Source organism: Kribbella sp. NPDC051770 (assembly GCF_040681455.1).
Classification (GTDB): Bacteria; Actinomycetota; Actinomycetes; order Propionibacteriales; family Kribbellaceae; genus Kribbella.
The window spans coordinates 153573-170727 of sequence record NZ_JBFAYT010000010.1; the positions used below are offsets into that span (position 1 = coordinate 153573).

Sequence of the window (17155 nt, forward strand, 5' to 3'; positions counted from 1 at the left end):
CGACATGCCACGAACCATTGCCACCAACACGAAGGTCGACCTCGACGGGCTGCTGGAGTTCGTCCGTCCCCGGCACCACATGCTGCTGATCACCACCCGCGGCGACGGGACGCCGCAGGCCTCGCCGGTGTCCGGCGGGGTGGACGCGGAGGGCCGGATCGTCATCTCCTCCTACCCCGAGCGCGCCAAGAGCACCAACGTGCAGCGCAACCCGCAGACCAGCGTCATGGTGATGTCCGACGACTGGAACGGCGCCTGGGTGCAAGTGGACGGCACCGGTGAGGTGATCGAGCTGCCGGACGCCGTCGAGCCGCTGGTCGACTACTACCGCTCGATCTCCGGCGAGCACCCGGACTGGGACGAGTACCGCGAGGCGATGCGGACGCAGGGCAAGTGCCTGATCCGGGTCACGCCGGTCCGGTGGTCCCCGATCGCGACCGGCGGCTTCCCGGCCCGACTGGCCGACTGACCAGCCCGGAACCGGACACCGAAGCCAGGACGGGCTGCTGAGCCCGGTAGTCGGCCACTCGGCTCAGCACCGCCTGGCACGTCCCCTCACCCTCCACCCGCCAAGCACGCATCCGCGCGAACTCCTGCAGCGGGTGCAGGTAGTAGTACCGGTCAGCTCCCCGCGACTCCAGCAGGTGCGCGTCGACCAGCGACTCGACCACCGCCTCGGTCTCCGGCTCCGCCAACTCCAGTACGACGGACGCCGCCGGCAGCGTGAAGTCCCCTTCCAGCAACGCCAGCAACCGAAACGCCTGCGCCTGCTCAGGCGACAGCTCCCCCACCGCCACGTCGTACGCCGAGTCGACCGGATCGCACTCGCTGTGCCGCGGCTCCAGAGCCCCGCGCAGCCGCATCCGCTCGTACGCCGTAGCGAGGCTCCACCCCGGCCGCGACTGCAGCCGTGACGCCGTGGCCTGGATGGCCTGCGGCACCCCGGAGCTGAGCGCCAGCAACCGCCGCGCGTCCGCAGGCTCCGCCTGCACCCGCCGTACGCCGACCAGTCGCTCCAGCAGCTCCATCGACTTCTCCGGCGACAGCGGCTCGACCTTGACCCAGTCCGCGTACGGCAACCCGAACAGCCGCCGCGACGCGGTCAGCACGACAGCGGCACCACCAGTCCCTGGCAGCAACGGCAGCACATCGCCAGCACTCTTGGCGTTGTCCAGCACCACCAGCACTCGGCGCCCAGCCGTCAGCGTGCGCCACAAAGCCCCGCGCTCCGACGGCGACTCCGGCAGCGTCGCCACACCAGCTGCACGCAGCAGCGACGACAGCGGGTCACCAGCGGACGACATGTGCACGTAGTACTGGCCAGCGGGGAACCGACTGGCCAGCCGACGACCCAGATGAACCGCCAGCGACGTCTTCCCGATCCCAGGAGCGCCCGTCAGTCCCAGCACCGGCAGGTGGTCGCCAGATGCGCGCAGCAGCATCGACAGCCGGACCAGATCCTCGCCACGACCAGTGAACTCCGGCAGGTCGGGCGGAAGCTGCTCAGGCGCCTCCAGCACCGGAGCCACCACAACAGGAGCCTGTACGACGCCCAGCAGCGTCGGGTCGGACGCCAGGATCCGCCGGTGCATCTCGCGCAGCTCCGGCCCCGGGTCGACGCCCAGCTCGTCGGCCAGCAGGTGCTGGGTCTCCTGGTACAGCCGCAGCGCGTCGGCCTGCCGGCCGGACCGGTACAGCGCGAGCATCAGCAGTTCCCGCGGCCGCTCCCGCATCGGGTGCTCGATCACGATCGGCGCGAGCACCTGCGCGGCCTCCTCCGGCCGGCCGAGCTCCAGGTCGGCCGCCGCGAGGTCCTCGACCGCGGCGAGCCGGTGCTGGCGGAGCCGCTCGCGCTCCCAGCCGGCGAAGTCGCCGCGGACACCGGCGAGCGGCGTACCCTTCCACAGCTTGAGAGCGGCTCGCAGCCCGTCGGCCCAGGCCTCCGGACGCCCGTCCTTCCGGGCGGTCCGCGCCTCGTCGATCAGCCGCAGGAACTCGTTCAGGTCCAGCGCACCCGGCGCGACCGGCAGCACGTACCCGCCGCCGACCGACTGGATCGTCGACTCCGACAGCGCGCGCCGCAGCCGCGACACGTACGACCGGATCATCCCGGCGGCGGCCCGCGGGGTCTGGTCGGCCCAGAGCGCCGTCAGCAGCTGGTCGGACGTCGCCAGCGCGCCGTCCCGGAGCAGCAGCAGTCCCAGGAGCGCGCGCTGCTGCGGCGCTCCGAGGTCGATCTCGGTGTCACCGCGCCAGGCCCGAACCGGACCGAGCAGCTCGAACCGCAGCTCCAACTGAACCACCTCCCGACGCTGAGGCGCTCATAGTAACCCCTTAGACCGGTGACGCGGAACTCAGTCCTTCGTGTACCGCCGGGCCATCGTCTCGCTGATCCGCTGGAAGGCACCCTCGAGGTGCTCGCGCAGCGCCTCACCCGCGCCCTGCTCGTCGTGGGCCAGGCAGGCGTCCAGGATCGCCTGGTGCTCGCGGCGGGTCTGCTCGATCCGCGCCTTGGTCTGCCGGGAGCCGAACCGGTACCGCTCGCTGTTCTGCCAGACCGGTTCGATCGCGCGCGGCAGCCAGCGCGAACCGCCGGCCCGGTAGATCGCGAAGTGGAACTCGGTGTGCGCCTGCCGGGAGGCGATGATGTCACCGACCTTGGACAGCCGGACGTGCTCGGCCAGCGCCGCCTTGGCGAGCACGCCGTCGGACTCGGCGAACCCCTTCGCGGCGGCGCGGACCGCGAGCGTCTCCAGCGCCAGCCGGGTCTCGTGGGTGTCGCGCAGGTCCTCCATCGACAGCTCGCGGACCCAGGCGCCCTTGTGCGGGACGATCTCGACCAGGCCGAGCGCCTGCATCCGGCGCAGCCCCTCCCGGATCGGCATCTGGCTCATGTCCAGCCGCTTGGCCAGCTCCTCCAGCCGCAGCGCGGTGCCGCTCGGCAGCTCGCCGGACAGGATGAGCTCGTGCAGCTCGGCAGCAGCTTCCTCGGCGAGTGTGCGTCGGCCGCTGGGCCCCCCGGGCGTGAGCTCGAGTCGTCGGGTCATTGGGTGTGGGCTGCCTCTCTCGTCCACTGCACGCACGTCTGGGAGGTAACCGTAGCGGTGCCACGGGCTTCACGCGGGTTCCGACGAGCGAATGTCCGTCGCGCCCCCGCCGGACATCCTCGCACCGCGACGGCCACCCAGCCTTTCACCGGAGTGGCCGCCCGTCCACTACTCAGCGCAGCCGGGTGAGGTCGAGCAGTACACGCCGCTCCGCCGTACCGCCGCTCAGGCGGTCCAGTGCGTCGTCGACGCGTGCTGCCGCGACCATGTCGAGGTCCGGTGTGATCGGAGCGGGCGCGATGTCGGCCAGTACCTGCGCGACCGTACCGGCCTCGATCGTCGTCCGCTGCATGTTCACCGGCAGCACCCGCAGGTCCCGGCCGATCAGCTGGTGCAGATCGAGCGTGGCGAACTCCCCTGCCGTGTAGCCGAGGATCGCGATCCGCCCGCCCGGGGTGATGTGGCTCATCACCCCACTGGTCACCGGGCCACCCACTGTGTCGATAACGGCGTCGCACCACGGCAGCTCCCGGCCGACCTGTCCCAGCTCGTCCACGCGGACCACCTGGTCGACCAGCCGGGTCAGGTGGTCCACCGACTCGTTGGAACGCACCAGACCGATCACCTTGCCGGCACCGGCCGCTCTGGCGACGGCAGCACAGAGCCGAGCGACCAGACCGGTCGCACCGGTGATCACAACCGTCTCCCCCGGTACGACGCCCGCCACACGCCGTACGGCGGTGTGGGCGGTCAGCGCGGGAGCCAGCAGCGCCAGCGCCTCGGCGGTGTCGAGCCCGACCGGCAGCGGGTGCACGGACAAGTCCGGCACGACAGCCATCGAGCCCCACGTACCAGGCCGGGCCACGCCGACTCCTCCGCCGCGGATCACCACTCGCGTCCCCGACGGGTACACCGCCGAGTCGACCACCACACCGGCGCCTTCTGAGCCCGGTACGAACGGCGGTTGCAGCTGCTGGGCCAGCTTGCCGGCCAGCACGGTGCGGTCGAGCTGGGTCACCGAGGCGACATCCATCTCGACCAGCGTCTCGCCCGGTCCGGCGACCAGCTCGACCTCCTCGGCCTTCAGCTGCTCCCCAGGCCCGTAGCAGCGCAGCACGATGCCCTGTCGCGCGCTCATCCACCCACCCCACTCGTGCCCATAGCCCCCACCTGCATTTGATATCTGATCACATCTCGTTGCTCAGCAACAGCCCTGTTCACGTCGCCCGGCCCCCTCGGCCGAGCGGACGGGTGAGCTCGCCGGCGGCCGCCGAACGGCGCGGGTCCACCCGGTCGCTGCCCATCGGGAACGGCCAGTCGCTCCCGGCCAGCACGTCCCCGAACGTCGACTCCAGCAGCGGCAGTACGGCGGAGTCGTGCACCAGGTCGTCGGCCACGAACCGCTGCAGCGCCTCGGCGACCGCCAGCGACGGCGCCTCGATCCCCGGCCGGTCGGTGTCGATCCCGCGCTGCCAGCGCCCGGCCAGCGCGGCCGTCACGCCGCCGCCGTGGCACAGGCAGAACCTGATCCCCGGGAACCGCGCCGGTACGTCGGTGAAGACCAGCTCCGCGGCCGCAAGCCCTGTCTCGTAAGGGTTTCCGAGCAGGTTCGACAGGTAGAACGCGTCCAGCCGCCGGTCCGTGCTGTGGCCCGGGTGGATCAGCGTGAACGCGTTGAGGTCGTCCAGCACCTTCCAGACCGCGTCCAGCCCGGCGAACCCCGGCGTACCGAGAGCGAAGCCGCCGAACACACCCTCCTCCCCCAGCGCCGCCGCGACAGCCGGTGCGGTCGCGTGCAGGAGCGGGATGTGGGCCAGCACCCGCAGCTGCGGCCCGGCCAGCTCGCGCAGCCCCTGGTTGAGCAGGGCTGTCCACTCCACGCCCTGGTCGTAGCGGAACAGCGCAGGCGGCACCGAGACGACAGCGCCGTCCAGGTCCTGATCGCTGACCCACTGCAGCAGCGCATCCGGGTCAGCGAGCTTGCCGAGCGGCAGCCGGTGCTCGCCGTCGACCACCAGCGAGTTGCCCTCGATGGCCAACCCGTACGAGCCGCTGCGGGCAGCAGCCAGCACTGTTGGCGGTATCAGATGCGTGTGGACGTCCCAGCCGGCCATATCAGCGTGCGTCCTCGTCGTTGTCGTAGAAGGACGGCCGCTCCGGGTAGTGCGGGCCGTCGTACACCTCCAGCAGCACAGAGGTCTCCTCTGCCCGGGTCGGGCCGTGGACGACACCCTTCGGGTTCCAGTAGAAGCTGCCCTTGGTCAGCGTGGTGCCGGTCGGCAGGTACACGTACCGGCCGGACAGGCAGAACATGAACTGGTTCGACGCGTGCTTGTGCGCCGAGGGGATGCCCGAGCCCTGCTCGAACTTCACCAGCGCGATCGACGCCTCGGTCTCCGGGTCCCGCCAGAGCATCTTGTGCGACAGCCCGGCCAGCGACTTGTCCACCCACTCCAGGTCGTCGGTCTGCAGCAGGATCTCGCGCAGCGGTTCGTCGAACGTCATGACGCCTCCCGGGGAACAGGCCGACCGGTCACTCGCGTGTAGAGCTCCTCGGCAGCACCCGGCGCCGCCGGGCCAACTGCCGCGATGTGGCCGTCGGGCCGGATCAGTACGACGCTGTCCGCCGGTACGCCGTACCGGTTGGTCGCGATGCTGCCCGGGTCGAACAGCGAGCGGTCCCGCAGCCCGGAGTCGTGCGGCGCGTCCCAGCGCGACACCGCGTAGTGCCGCAGGGCCGGCGAGTCGTTGAGCGGGATCTCCGGCCGGCGGCGTACGTCGGTGAAGTAGAGCGCGACGAACGAGTCGCGGCACAGCTCGTGGATCGTGACGCGGCCGCTGATGCTCTGCAGCGCCAGGTCCGGCGCCCGGTCGCCCGCACGCACCGCCGGGGGCGCCGCACTGGTCGCCACCATCGACCAGTCGCCGACACCCTCCACATCCAGCCGCACGCTCAGCAGCGTCCGGTTGTACGCCGTCGCCCACGCGCCGGTGTCCTCGGTGACCGCACCGCGCTGCTGCGCCATGTACTTGCGCGCCGCCTCGGCCATCTCCCCAGAGCCTTCGATGGCGACCGGCCGCTGCTCCTGCTCATACCCGTCCAGCAACGATGGCTCGGCCCAGCCCCGCAGCACCCAAGCCAGCCGCCACGGCAGGTTGGACGCATCCAGGGCACCGGTGTTCAGACCCAGCGCCCACATCGGGGTGATCAGGTGGGCCGCGTCGCCCATCAGGAACACCTTGCGGTCCTTGGTCCACTGCTCGGCGACCCGGTGGTGCACGTTGTAGACGACCGAGCCGCGCAGCTCGATCCGGTCCACCTCGCCGATGAACTGCTTCACCTTCACCAGCATGTCCTCGGTGCCCGGCGGCTCGGCACCCGGCCCCAGCGGGAACAGGAAGCGCCAGTTGTCCGGCTGCCGGATCAGCACCATCCACTCGGACTTGTCGGCGAAGTAGGCCAGGTAGGGGTAGTCGCGGGCGTTGTCGACGTCCAGGTCGACCACCACGTCGATCAGCATGTAGCGCTCGGCCAGCGTCTCGCCGACCACCTTCACCCCGAGCGCGTCGCGGATCTTGCTCCGGCCACCGTCGCAGGCCAGCAGGTACGCCGCCTCCAGCTCCTGCGGCCCGTTCGGGGTCTCCAGCTGCAGCACGACCCGGTCGTCGCGGACCTCGAACGAGGTCAGCTTGTGCCGGGTGAGCACCGGCTCCGGCAGCGACTCGGCCAGGATCGGCTCCATCTTCTGCTGCGGCAGGTTGATCACGAACGGGAACTGGGTGTCGTTGACCAGCTCGGCCAGCTGCACCGAGGCGCGGGGCGTGTTGGTGGCCCGGTCGATGTCACCGATCTCGTCGATCCGGACCGCGGCGGCCAGGATGCCCTCCACCGCGCCGTACCGGTTCCAGATCTCCAGGGTGCGGCTCAGCGTCGTACCGGCCTTGGTGTCCGACGACAGCGTCGGGTCCTCCTCCAGCAGCACGTACGGCACGCCGTAGTGCGCCAGACCGAGTGCTGTGGTCAGGCCGATCGGTCCGGCGCCGACCACGGCGACGGGCAGTTGCTGGTCAGTCTCTGGCACTCGTCACTCCGTGAGGTCGGTCAACCGGGCGAAGGCGCGCTCCCGGGTCAGCTGCGACCCGGTCATCGCGGCCGCGTCGGACAGCAGGAACAGCAACGGGCCGACCACGTCGGCAGGCTCACCGATCCCGGTGGCCTCCCGCCAGTGGTCCAGGTCGGCTCCGGCGTTGGCAGCCCGGAACTGGTCGGTGTCGATCACGCCGGGCGCGACGATGTTCACCCGCACCCGGTGCTCGGCCACCTCCGCGGCCAGCGTCCGGGCGAAGGCAGTCAGCGCCGCCTTGCTCGCGGCGTACGCCGCCGCGTGCGGGAAGCCGGTGGCGGCCAGCCCGGAGGTGAACACGACGACCGAGCCGGCGGTCCGCTTCACCATGTGCGGTACGACGGCCTGGCAGACCCACACCACGCCGTCCAGGTTCACCTGCAGGGTCCTGGTCCACTCGGCCGGGTCCGTCTCCAGTACGGCGCAGCGCGGCTGCACAGCGGCACCGGCGACGAGCCCGTCGATCCGGCCGTGCCGCTCGACCACACCGGCGACCGCCTCGAACACCGCGGACCGGTCCGACACGTCGACCTCGACGTACTCGACCCGCTGGTCAGCGGGCGCGCTGATGTCCAGCACCACCGCCGTACCGCCCCTGGCCACGACAGCCGAGGCCAGCGCGGCTCCGATGCCGCTCGCACCACCTGTGACGACAACGACCTCGCCGGTCGCATCGAAGCTCACCTTCATGTCGACGCCCCCTTCTGCTTCGAGGTCATCGTCTCGGTGATCCGCTGCACGGCGCCAGCCAGGTGGTTGCGCAGCGCCTGCTCGGCCGCGTCCGGGTCCCGTGCGACGCACGCGTCGAGGATCGCCTGGTGCTCCTGCCGGTTCTGCTCGATCTGGAACGCCGTCTGCCGGCTGCCGAACCGATAGCGCTCGCTGTTCTGCCAGACCGGCTCGATCGCCCGGGCCAGCCACTGCGAGCCACCGGCCCGGTAGAGGGCGAAGTGGAAGTCCGCGTGCGCCTGCCGGGCGCCGATCGAGTCGTCGGCCCGGGACATCCGCAGATGCTCCTCCAGCGCCGCGATGGCCTGCTGCTCGTCGGCCGGCGCGAAGTGCTCGGCAGCAGCCCGTACGGCGAGACTCTCCAGCGCCAGTCTGGTCTCGTGCGTGTCCTGCAGGTCGGCCAGCGACAGCTCCCGGACCCAGGCACCCCGGTGCGGGATGATGTCGACCAGGCCGAGCGCCTCCAACCGGCGCAGCCCCTCGCGGACCGGCATCTGGCTCATCTCCAGCCGGTTGGCCAGCTCGACCAGCCGCAACGGCGTACCGCTGGGAAGCTCACCGGACAGGATGAGCTGGTGCAGCTCGGCAGCCGCGGTCTCAGCGAGCGTACGACGGCCGCCGCGACCGCCACCGGGCAGCAGCTCCAGCCGGCTGGTCACGTCAGCTCCTGGTAGACCAGCGTGTTGCGCAGCTCGCCGATCTTGTCGGCCCGGGTGACGACCTCGTCGCCCTCCTTGAGGAACACCTGCGGCTCCCGGGCGTTGCCGATGCCGGACGGCGTACCGGTGAGCAGGAGGTCGCCAGGCCGCAGGGTCATCCCGTAGGAGAGCTCGCTGATCAGCGTGGCGATGTCGTAGGCCATCTGCTTGGTGGAGGCGTCCTGCATGACCTCACCGTTGAGCAGACAGGTCAGCTGCACGTCCTGCGGGTCGCCGAGCTCGTCCGGCGTGACGATCCACGGTCCGAGCGGCATGGTCGCGTCGATGCTCTTGCCCTTGAGCCACTGGCCGCCATGGGCCCGCTGCAGGTCCCGCTGGGACACGTCGTTGGCCAGCGTGTAGCCCCACACGTGGTCCAGCGCGTCCTCGACCGCGATGCTGCGGCCGGTCTTGCCGATCACCAGCGCCAGCTCGGCCTCGTAGTCCCACTTGGCCGACAGCGCCGGGTCGTAGGCGATCGCGTCGTACGGGCCGACCACCACGTCCGGGCCCTTGGTGAAGAAGGTCGGGTGCTCGGGCCGGTCGACGTCCTGGCCCTCGCGCTTGCCGCGGCTCTCCTCGAAGTGGTCCCAGTAGTTCCAGCCGGTGCAGAGGATGTCGCGGCGGAAGCGCCGCAGCGGCGCCCGCAGGTCCTGCTCCCGGAAGGGGATCCGCTCACCGGTCAGCACCGCGCCGGTACCGGCCTCGATCACGGCCACCAGGTCGTCGTACGGGAGCAGGACGACGTCGTCCCCGTCCATCACGCCGGGCCGCTCGGCACCGGCGTGCACCACTGTCACGAACCGCATCTCACACCCACTCCACTCCACGCATCCGAATCACCTCCTCCGGTCCGGTCAAGCGATCACGGCGATCGCCGAGATCTCGATCAGGTAGTCCGGGTGCGCCAGCTTGCTCACCTCGACCATCGTCGAAGCCGGCAGCGGCTCGTGGAAGTAGCGTGCCCGGACCTCGTGGATCTTGGCGAAGTCCTCCATGTTGCGCACGTACACGTCCACCCGGCAGACGTCGTCCAGCGTGCCGCCGGCCTCGCGGACCGCGGCGGCGACGTTCTCGCACACCTGCCGGGTCTGCTCGCTGACGTCACCGACGCCGGCGATGCTGCCGTCGGGCCGGCGGGCGGTCATCCCGGAGACGAACACCAGCCGCCCGGTCGCCTCGATCGTGGTCGCCTGCGAGAACACCCCGTTCGGGCTGCGCAGCTCGGCGCTGGTCAGTTGGGTCTTCGGCATCAGTTCTGCACCCCTCCGGTCGGAACCACGGCGCCCACCGCGCGGGCCGCCGCCAGCAGACCGTCCAGCCCCGACCGCTCGATCAGGACCCCGGCCCGCCGCTGCTGCCGGGCGCGATCGGCCTCGATCTCACCGGGCAGGTACAACCTCTCGACGCCGGGCGCGGTCGCACTGCCGCGGACCCGCTCGGCCAGCGCCGACGACCGCTCCCGGAACCCCTCGGTCCCGCCCAGCAACTGCGGGTCGATCGCGAGGAACAGGTGCGCGCAGTCGTTCGGCCGGTCCGGCTCGCGGTACAGCGGGCGGACCTGGTCCCCCCACCCCCCACCACTCAGTACGCCGGTCAGCACGTCGATCATCAGCGCCAGCCCGAAGCCCTTGTGGCCGGCGGCCGGCAGCAGCATCCCGAGCACGGCCGCCTCGGGATCGGTGGTCGGTACGCCGTTCGGATCGGTCGCCCAGCTGTCCGGGATCGACCGCCCGGCCGAGGCGGCCAGCCGGATCTTGCCCAGGGCAACGGCCGACAGCGCCATGTCGAGCACGATCTCGGCCCCGGCCTGCGTCGGTACGGCGATCGCCAGCGGGTTGTTGCCGACGATCCGCTCCGCGCCACCGGGCGCGGGCATCAGCGGCGTCGTGTTCGACATCGCGATCCCCAGGCAGCCCGCCTCGGCGGCCTGGACCGCCCAGCGGCTGGCCGCGCCGAAGTGGTGCGCGTTGCGGACCGAGACCAGGCCGATCCCGTACCGGCCGGCCCGGTCGATCGCCAGCCCCATCGCCTGCGGGCTGGACAGCTGACCCATCCCGCCGCGCGCGTCGGCCACGATCGCGGCCCCCGCATCGTGCAGGACGTCGAGCTCGCGTTCCCGGGTCACTCCCCCGGCGTTCAGGCGTTCGACGTACATCGGGACCAGCATGATCCCGTGCGAGCTGACCCCGCGCAGATCGGCCTCGACCAGCGAGTGCGCGATCTGGGCCGCGTCGGCCGGCTCGAACCCGAGCGCGGTGAAGACCGCGGAGACGGTCGCCTCCAGCCAGGCCGGACGGACCAGCACGCGGCGGTCGGCATCCGACGCCTGGGTCGTCACCGGGTCTCCTCGGCCCACGGCAGCAGCAGGTGCTCCAGCAGGACCAGCAGGTAGAACAAGACGATGCTCATGATCGACAGCAGCCCGATCGCGGCGAACGCCAGCGGGGTGTCGGCGGAGGCACCGGAGTTCCAGATCACGTAGCCCAGGCCCTCGGTGGACCCGGCGAACTCACCGATCACCGCGCCGATCACGGCCAGCGAGATCGCGACCTTGAGGCCGGTGAAGATCTGCGGCAACGCGTAGGTCAGGCGCAGCTTGAAGAACTCCTGGGTCCGGCTCGCGTTCAGCGACCGGAGCAGCTCGACCAGCTCGGCCGGCGTCGACTTCATCCCCTGCGCGGTCGAGATCACGATCGGGAAGAAGCAGACCAGCAGCGCCATCGCGGTCTTCGGCAGCTGCCCGAAGCCCATCCACACCACCAGCAGCGGCGCGATCGCGATCTTCGGGATCGCGTTCACCGCCAGCAGCAGCGGGTAGACCAGGCGCTCCAGGATCGCCGAGCGGACGATCAGCAGCGCGATCGGGATGCCGACCACGATGGCCAGCCCGAAGCCGGTCAGCGACTCGACCAGCGAGACCCAGGTCTGCTGGAGCAGGTAGCCGGGCTGCTCGAGGAACTTCTGCAGTACGTCGTACGGCGTCGGCAGCAGGAACTGCTTGATGTCGAAGGCAAGGATCACCAGCCACCAGAGCGCGATCGTGATCACCACACCGACAACCGGCAGCAGGATCGCGCTGGTCCGGGACGTGGTGAGCCACGAGCGGCGACCGTTCATCGGGTCGCCTCGGGGGCCGTCGCGTCGACCGGGTGCGTCTTCTCGGCCAGCAGGCCGTGCAGGCGCCCGCTGATCTCGGCCACCTCGGTCAGGTGCGCGTTGGTGCCCAGGCTGCGCGGCCGCGGGATGTCGATCTCGACCACCTCACGCAGCCGGCCCGGGCGGGGCGTCAGGACGACGACCCGGTCGGCCAGCAGCACGGCCTCCTCGATCGAGTGCGTGACGAACACGATCGTGGTGGCCAGCTCCATCTGGATCCGCTGCAGCTCGTCCGACAGCTCGGTCCGGGTCAGCGCGTCGAGCGCCGAGAACGGCTCGTCCATCAGCATCACCTGCGGCCGGCGGATCAGCGACCGGCACAGCGAGACCCGCTGCTGCATGCCGCCGGACAGCTCGTGCGGCAGCCGCTTCTCGAACCCGGACAGGCCGACCAGCTCGAGCAGCTCGTGGGCCCGGTCCTTGTACTCCTTGCGGCCGGTGTCGTCCCCGGAGATCTCCACCGGGAGCATCACGTTCGACAGCACCGAGCGCCACGGCAGCAGCGCCGGCCGCTGGAACATGAACGACACGTCCCGCCGCGGCCCGGCGACGGGCTCACCCGCCACCGACACCGCGCCGTACGTCGGCGGGAGCAGCCCCGCGATCAGCCGGAGGAGGGTGGACTTGCCACACCCCGACCGGCCGATCAGCGTGACGAACTCGTTCTGCCGGACGTGCAGGTCGATCGCGTCGAGCGCCTGGACCTGGCCCCCGCGCCCCTCGAAGACCTGACCCACTCCGTCCAGCTCGATCATGCTCAGCCCTTCGGTGCCAGCGCGTCGTTGACCACGTCGGCCGGCTTCATCGACCCGGCCGGCTTCACCGCGTCGGCCTCCTCGAGCAGGGTGATGATCTTCTGCACCCGGTTCGGGTCGACCTCACCCAGCGCACCGCTGAAGTTGTCCGGCTTCACGTACGGCTTCATCAGCTCGAGCTCGGCGGTGGCCACGTCGAGGTCGGTGTTCGGCACGTACTTCTTCAGCGTCTTGGCCGCGCCGGCCGGGTCGTCGATGGTGTCCTGCAGACCCTTGAGCAGCGCGGTGGTGAACTTCTTGACCTGGTCCGGGTGGTCCTTGGCCAGGTCGTCGCGGGTGATGATCGCGTTGCCGTACAGGTCCGGCAGCAGGTTGCCGTACGGCAGTACGACGGCCTTGCGCTTGTCCGGGTCGGCCTTCTCGACCAGCGGCACGCCGACCACGAACTGGCCGATGCCGTCGACCTTGCCGGCGGCCAGCAGCTGCGGCAGCGCGGGCGGCGGGTTGGCCACGAACTTGGTGTCGGCCGGGTTGATCTTGGCCGCCTTGGCGTAGACCGGGAACATCACCTGGTTGGTGGAGCCCGGCTGGTCGCCGATCCGCTTGCCCGGCAGGTCCTCCGGCCGGTTGATCTTGCCGCCCTCGAGCGACACGATCGCGGCCAGCGACTTCTGGTGGATCATCCCCACCGTGGTGACGGGCAGCTTCTGGTTCCCCAGCGTGATCACGGTGGCGGTGAAGTCACCGATACCGTAGTCCGCCTGACCGCCGGCGACCAGCTTGAGCACGTCGACCGTGCCGCTGCCCGGAGTGATCGTGACGTCGAAGCCGGCGTCCTTGAAGTAGCCCTTCTCCAGGGCGACGTAGGCGTAGGCCTCGCGACCGAAGGTGTTGAAAGAGGTCAGGTAATTGACCTTCTCCAGGGATGTGTCCCCGTCCTGGCCTGTCTTGGTGTCGTTGCACCCGCTCACGAGGGCGAGTGCTAGGACCGCCACCCCAGCGACGGCCGAACGTCTGAACCTCATACTGGATTTCTCCTCTCCGATATTTGATCAAACATCAAATATGGAAGAGCGGTCAATCGGCCCCCGGGGACTTCACAGTGTCTTTACGTCCACCGTGCGGGTCCCCACAGAACCCTTGTGCCGCCCGTCCTGGAGCCGTTTCCCCATGCCTGTCCGGTCCGGACGGGCATCCCGCCCCGACCACAGACCGTACCCGCCCGAGCACCAGATCGCGACGTCCGATCGGGACGAATGTGTGCCTTCCGCGACAAATTTACGTAAACCCGCTACGTACTGTGACCCAAGTCATGCAAACGCTCTCCTGTGCTCTTGGCGTCGCCTCCGGCGCCGCGGGTCTTGGGGCTTGATCTCCCGGTCTTCCCTCGTCGTTCGGTCGCTTCGCTCCCTCTCTCCTCAGTCCAGACCGGGAGGCCCCAAGACCTTTTCGGCCGGTCTCGGCGGGGTGCGTTGCCCGGTGGGTTCACCCCCTCGGGGGAGGTCGTTCCCTCTCCGGAGGGAGGGCTGCGCACCCTCTTCTTGACAGGATGAGTGGGTGGCGAACGTGCTGTTCCGCGGGTCGACGTACCTGCGCTGGGTCTACCTGCTGCTGGGTGCTGCCCTGGTGCTGGCGTTCATCCTGGTCGACACCGCGCTCGTCTCCCTCGTGGACAGCCTCGGCCTGCCCCGCGTCCCGACGGTGATCATCGACGCGATCCTGGTCGTCGGCCCACCCGTCCTGCTCGGCGTCCTCCCTGCCGTGCGCGAGGTCGAGGGCATCGCGGTGGAGTCCCTGCTCGGCGTCCGCTTCGACGAGCGCCCGCTCGGCCCCTCGCGCAACTGGGGCCAGCGACGCCGTACGACGCTCTGGTTCTGCCTGCACCTGGTCACCGGCGGCTTCATCGGTATCCTCAGCACCGCCGTCGTGGGCTTCGGCGCCGTGTTGCTCGCAGCCCCTTTCCGCAGCCCCGGCGACCACGAGCTGGCCCCCGGCATCGACTACCACGTCGCCGGCCGCTGGACCGACCTCTGGATGCCCCTGGCGGCTCTCGCCGGCCTGGTCGCCCTGATGTTGCTCTCAGCCCTCATCGGCGCCCTCCTGGCCTACTCCGCGCCGCGCGTCCTCGGCCCGACCCCCGCCGAGCGCATCGAGCTCCTCGAACGCCGTACGGCGACCCTTGCCGAACGCAACCGCCTCGCCCGCGAACTGCACGACTCCGTCGGCCACGCCCTCAGCCTCGTCACCATCCAGGCCGCCGCCGCCCGGCGAGTCCTCGCCACCGACCCGGCCTTCGCCGAGACCGCCCTCGCCGCGATGGAGACCTCGGCCCGCGCCGCCCTGGCCGATCTGGACCACGTCCTGGGCCTGCTCCGCGACGACCGCCGCTCCCCCACCACCCCCCAGGCAACCCTCGCCGACATCACCCGCCTGGTCGAGGCGACCCGAGCCGGCGGCATCACCGTGGAGATCCACAGCTCCGGCGACCTCTCGACACTTCCCGCCGCGGTCTCCCGCGAGGCGTATCGCATCATTCAGGAAGGCCTGACCAACGCCATCCGGCACGCGGGGCGCCCAGCGGACGAGGTCGAGGTGAGCCTGTCGATCGCGCTGGGCCCATCGGGCCTGCTGCTCGAGCTGACCAACCCAGTCGGCCAACCGCGCCCCCAGCCCGCCGACCCCACCTCCGCCCAGCCCGGAGCGCCGGGCACACGGCTTGCCCCAGGCACGCCGGTCACCGCAGGCACGTCGCCCACCCCGGGCACTCCCAGCACGCCGCTTGCCCCAGGCGCCTCGCCTACCCCCGGCGCATCGCTTGCCCCCGGCACCTTCTCTCCCCCCGAACCCACCCTCGGCGGCGGCCGCGGTCTGGCCGGTATCCGTGAAAGGGTCGCCGTACTCCGCGGCACGGTCGAGGCCGGTCTGCTCGGCGACCACTGGCGCCTGGCCGTGACCCTCCCGGTCGCGGTGACGACGAAAGGACGAGCGTGAACATCTCCGTGGCCGTGGTCGACGACGAACCCCTGATCCGCAGCGGCCTGCGCGCGATCATCGACGCCGAACCCGACCTCACCGTCGTCGGCGAGGCCGGCGACGGTGCCGAAGTCCTCCCGCTGGTCCGCCGTACCGGCGCCGACGTGGTCCTGATGGACGTCCGGATGCCCGCCCTCGACGGCATCCAGGCCACCCGCCTGCTCCTCGACGCCCTCGACCCGGCCCCGCGCGTCCTCGTCGTCACCACCTTCGAGAACGACGACTACGTGTACGACGCCCTCCGCGCCGGCGCCTCCGGCTTCCTCCTCAAGCGCACTCCCCCCGACGACATCATCGCCGCGATCCGCACGGTCGCCGGCAGCGAGTCGCTCCTCTTCCCGGAGGCGATCCGCACCCTCGCTCTCGCTCACGCCGACGACCACCCACGCCTCGGCCTCGATCAGTACGACCTCACCGACCGCGAGCAGGAGGTCCTCCGCCTGATGGCGAAGGGCCTGTCGAACGCCGAGATCGCCGGCGAGCTCGTCCTCGGCGTGCAGACCATCAAGACCCACGTCGCCAACCTGCTCAACAAGCTCGGCGCCCGCGACCGCACCCAGGCCGTCATCCTGGCCTACGAGTCAGGCTTCGTCCCGCTCCGCTGACCCGCGACGGACGCGCAGGCTCCGATCGCCCACGCCACACCGCCGCGGACCTGACTCGTCGCGCTCCGGACTCCGCCGGCGCTCGGCTCAGCGCGGCCCGGAGTACCGGAAGTAGAAGTCGTCCTGCGCCTGCAGGCACCCGTCCCAGTCCGGCTGCACCCAGTACAGCTTCTCCATCTGGTTCTTCGCGACCACACACGCGTGCGGCGTCTCGTACCCCGCGCTCGGGCACCAACTGAAATGCGGGTTGCACGCCTGCACCACAGGCCTGACCTCCGCAGCAGCCACCGGCGTACCGCCCGAATCAACCGCGGTCAGCCCCAGCGGAATCCCGCCGACACCCAGCACCGCGAGAGCAATCGTCCGACGCATCAAGTTCCTCCTCAGGTCGAGTTCGCACTCATCCTGGGAGGAACCGCTTTCAGACCGCTGTCAGCCGTCGAGCTCGCCATGCTCGGCCAGCGTGCAGGCGTTCGCCACCGGGTCGACCGCGTCGGCCTGCCGCGCCACCCGCTGCAGCAGCAGCCGGAACACCATCCGCTCGCCGTCGTCCAGCCCGCCCATCACCTCGTCCTCAGCCGCCCGCAGGCGCCGTTCGAGATCACAGAGCTGCTCGACACCCTTCGGCGTCGCGACGATCAGCCGCGCGCGGCGATCCGCCGGATCCGGCTGCCGCTGCACCAGGCCGGCCTTCTCCAGGTCGTCGAGCAGGTACGTCATCACGGTCCGGTCGATCTCCAGCTGCGCGGCCAGGTCGAGCTGGCGCTTGGGACCTTCGGCGTACGCCGTCGCGAGCACCTGGTAGCCGCGCGGACCACCCGGGACACCCTCGAGCGCGAGCGCGCTCTGCTTCGCGTACCGCCGGAACACCACGCCGAGCGCCCACCCGAGATCGGCCTCGACGGACGTGCCGCGGACCCCCTGGGTCGTGCTCGTCTCGGGCGATGAACTGGTCACGAGATCCATCGTACGGGGTGTACGCCACTCGGAATACGATCTGACTTG

The 17155-nt window shown here is 70.6% G+C and carries 19 protein-coding genes; 3 read left to right on the forward strand and 16 right to left on the reverse strand.

The window, feature by feature from the left end; translation table 11 throughout:
- Positions 1–4: 4 nt before the first annotated feature.
- Positions 5–469, forward strand: coding sequence for a PPOX class F420-dependent oxidoreductase (locus AB0M01_RS29695; RefSeq protein WP_363675273.1), 465 nt, complete (start codon positions 5–7; stop codon positions 467–469).
- On the opposite strand, the gene AB0M01_RS29700 is transcribed toward AB0M01_RS29695, so the two are convergent.
- The 14 genes from AB0M01_RS29700 to AB0M01_RS29765 all read right to left on the reverse strand — a co-directional run bounded on the left by AB0M01_RS29700 (position 408) and on the right by AB0M01_RS29765 (position 13537).
- Positions 408–2303 (reverse strand): BTAD domain-containing putative transcriptional regulator, encoded by a 1896-nt coding sequence (locus tag AB0M01_RS29700; protein ID WP_363675275.1) that lies wholly within the window; start codon positions 2301–2303, stop codon positions 408–410. The genes AB0M01_RS29695 and AB0M01_RS29700 overlap by 62 nt on opposite strands.
- A gap of 51 nt (positions 2304–2354) precedes the next feature.
- Entirely contained in the window at positions 2355–3047 is a 693-nt protein-coding gene (locus AB0M01_RS29705) for a GntR family transcriptional regulator (RefSeq protein WP_363675277.1), read from the reverse strand.
- Between the two features lie 172 nt (positions 3048–3219).
- Positions 3220–4185, reverse strand: coding sequence for a zinc-binding alcohol dehydrogenase family protein (locus AB0M01_RS29710; protein ID WP_363675279.1), 966 nt, complete (start codon positions 4183–4185; stop codon positions 3220–3222).
- A gap of 79 nt (positions 4186–4264) precedes the next feature.
- Positions 4265–5119: a hypothetical protein gene (locus AB0M01_RS29715; protein ID WP_363675281.1), complete on the reverse strand. Its 855-nt coding sequence runs from the start codon at positions 5117–5119 to the stop codon at positions 4265–4267.
- A 43-nt stretch (positions 5120–5162) separates the two neighbouring features.
- Entirely contained in the window at positions 5163–5552 is a 390-nt protein-coding gene (locus AB0M01_RS29720; protein WP_363675283.1) for a cupin domain-containing protein, read from the reverse strand.
- Positions 5549–7129, reverse strand: a complete 1581-nt coding sequence (locus tag AB0M01_RS29725; protein WP_363675285.1) for an FAD-dependent monooxygenase — start codon at positions 7127–7129, stop codon at positions 5549–5551. Before AB0M01_RS29725 ends, AB0M01_RS29720 begins: the two co-directional genes overlap by 4 nt.
- A 3-nt stretch (positions 7130–7132) precedes the next feature.
- A complete protein-coding gene (locus AB0M01_RS29730) occupies positions 7133–7861 on the reverse strand; it encodes an SDR family oxidoreductase (RefSeq protein ID WP_363675287.1) in 729 nt (242 codons plus the stop codon).
- Complete coding sequence (locus tag AB0M01_RS29735; RefSeq protein WP_363675289.1) at positions 7858–8559, reverse strand: GntR family transcriptional regulator; 702 nt, start codon at positions 8557–8559, stop codon at positions 7858–7860. Before AB0M01_RS29735 ends, AB0M01_RS29730 begins: the two co-directional genes overlap by 4 nt.
- Positions 8556–9407, reverse strand: coding sequence for a fumarylacetoacetate hydrolase family protein (locus AB0M01_RS29740; RefSeq protein ID WP_363675291.1), 852 nt, complete (start codon positions 9405–9407; stop codon positions 8556–8558). The genes AB0M01_RS29735 and AB0M01_RS29740 overlap by 4 nt, the downstream gene beginning before the upstream one ends.
- A gap of 48 nt (positions 9408–9455) precedes the next feature.
- The gene (locus AB0M01_RS29745) at positions 9456–9851 is read right to left on the reverse strand and encodes a RidA family protein (RefSeq protein ID WP_363675293.1); all 396 of its coding nucleotides are present in this window, start codon (positions 9849–9851) and stop codon (positions 9456–9458) included.
- Positions 9851–10939 carry an Ldh family oxidoreductase gene (locus AB0M01_RS29750; RefSeq protein WP_363675295.1) on the reverse strand — a complete coding sequence of 363 codons (1089 nt, stop codon included), beginning with the start codon at positions 10937–10939 and terminating at the stop codon, positions 9851–9853. The genes AB0M01_RS29745 and AB0M01_RS29750 overlap by 1 nt, the downstream gene beginning before the upstream one ends.
- Positions 10936–11718, reverse strand: coding sequence for an ABC transporter permease (locus AB0M01_RS29755; RefSeq protein WP_363675298.1), 783 nt, complete (start codon positions 11716–11718; stop codon positions 10936–10938). Before AB0M01_RS29755 ends, AB0M01_RS29750 begins: the two co-directional genes overlap by 4 nt.
- Positions 11715–12512 carry an ABC transporter ATP-binding protein gene (locus AB0M01_RS29760; protein ID WP_363675300.1) on the reverse strand — a complete coding sequence of 266 codons (798 nt, stop codon included), beginning with the start codon at positions 12510–12512 and terminating at the stop codon, positions 11715–11717. The genes AB0M01_RS29755 and AB0M01_RS29760 overlap by 4 nt, the downstream gene beginning before the upstream one ends.
- A gap of 2 nt (positions 12513–12514) precedes the next feature.
- Positions 12515–13537, reverse strand: coding sequence for an ABC transporter substrate-binding protein (locus AB0M01_RS29765; RefSeq protein ID WP_363675302.1), 1023 nt, complete (start codon positions 13535–13537; stop codon positions 12515–12517).
- Between the two features lie 532 nt (positions 13538–14069).
- On the opposite strand from AB0M01_RS29765, the gene AB0M01_RS29770 reads away from it, so the two are divergent.
- Positions 14070–15503 (forward strand): histidine kinase, encoded by a 1434-nt coding sequence (locus AB0M01_RS29770; RefSeq protein WP_363675304.1) that lies wholly within the window; start codon positions 14070–14072, stop codon positions 15501–15503.
- The gene (locus AB0M01_RS29775) at positions 15500–16150 is read left to right on the forward strand and encodes a response regulator transcription factor (protein WP_363675306.1); all 651 of its coding nucleotides are present in this window, start codon (positions 15500–15502) and stop codon (positions 16148–16150) included. The genes AB0M01_RS29770 and AB0M01_RS29775 overlap by 4 nt, the downstream gene beginning before the upstream one ends.
- Before the next feature lie 87 nt (positions 16151–16237).
- Here AB0M01_RS29775 and AB0M01_RS29780 read toward each other — a convergent pair whose 3' ends face one another.
- Together AB0M01_RS29780 and AB0M01_RS29785 are read right to left on the reverse strand one after the other, a co-directional pair.
- A complete protein-coding gene (locus AB0M01_RS29780) occupies positions 16238–16522 on the reverse strand; it encodes a hypothetical protein (RefSeq protein ID WP_363675308.1) in 285 nt (94 codons plus the stop codon).
- A gap of 60 nt (positions 16523–16582) precedes the next feature.
- Positions 16583–17116, reverse strand: coding sequence for a MarR family transcriptional regulator (locus AB0M01_RS29785; RefSeq protein ID WP_363675310.1), 534 nt, complete (start codon positions 17114–17116; stop codon positions 16583–16585).
- Positions 17117–17155 lie beyond the last annotated feature (39 nt).

Excerpts from the sequence above, each read along its gene's own strand:
- AB0M01_RS29695 (WP_363675273.1), top strand. The coding sequence starts at position 5 with ATGCCACGAACCATTGCCACCAACACGAAGGTCGACCTCGACGGGCTG.
- AB0M01_RS29720 (WP_363675283.1), bottom strand. The coding sequence starts at position 5,552 with ATGACGTTCGACGAACCGCTGCGCGAGATCCTGCTGCAGACCGACGAC.
- AB0M01_RS29785 (WP_363675310.1), bottom strand. The coding sequence starts at position 17,116 with ATGGATCTCGTGACCAGTTCATCGCCCGAGACGAGCACGACCCAGGGG.
- AB0M01_RS29710 (WP_363675279.1), bottom strand. The coding sequence starts at position 4,185 with ATGAGCGCGCGACAGGGCATCGTGCTGCGCTGCTACGGGCCTGGGGAG.
- AB0M01_RS29765 (WP_363675302.1), bottom strand. The coding sequence starts at position 13,537 with ATGAGGTTCAGACGTTCGGCCGTCGCTGGGGTGGCGGTCCTAGCACTC.
- AB0M01_RS29730 (WP_363675287.1), bottom strand. The coding sequence starts at position 7,861 with ATGAAGGTGAGCTTCGATGCGACCGGCGAGGTCGTTGTCGTCACAGGT.
- AB0M01_RS29780 (WP_363675308.1), bottom strand. The coding sequence starts at position 16,522 with ATGCGTCGGACGATTGCTCTCGCGGTGCTGGGTGTCGGCGGGATTCCG.
- AB0M01_RS29740 (WP_363675291.1), bottom strand. The coding sequence starts at position 9,407 with ATGCGGTTCGTGACAGTGGTGCACGCCGGTGCCGAGCGGCCCGGCGTG.
- AB0M01_RS29705 (WP_363675277.1), bottom strand. The coding sequence starts at position 3,047 with ATGACCCGACGACTCGAGCTCACGCCCGGGGGGCCCAGCGGCCGACGC.
- AB0M01_RS29745 (WP_363675293.1), bottom strand. The coding sequence starts at position 9,851 with ATGCCGAAGACCCAACTGACCAGCGCCGAGCTGCGCAGCCCGAACGGG.
- AB0M01_RS29755 (WP_363675298.1), bottom strand. The coding sequence starts at position 11,718 with ATGAACGGTCGCCGCTCGTGGCTCACCACGTCCCGGACCAGCGCGATC.
- AB0M01_RS29760 (WP_363675300.1), bottom strand. The coding sequence starts at position 12,512 with ATGATCGAGCTGGACGGAGTGGGTCAGGTCTTCGAGGGGCGCGGGGGC.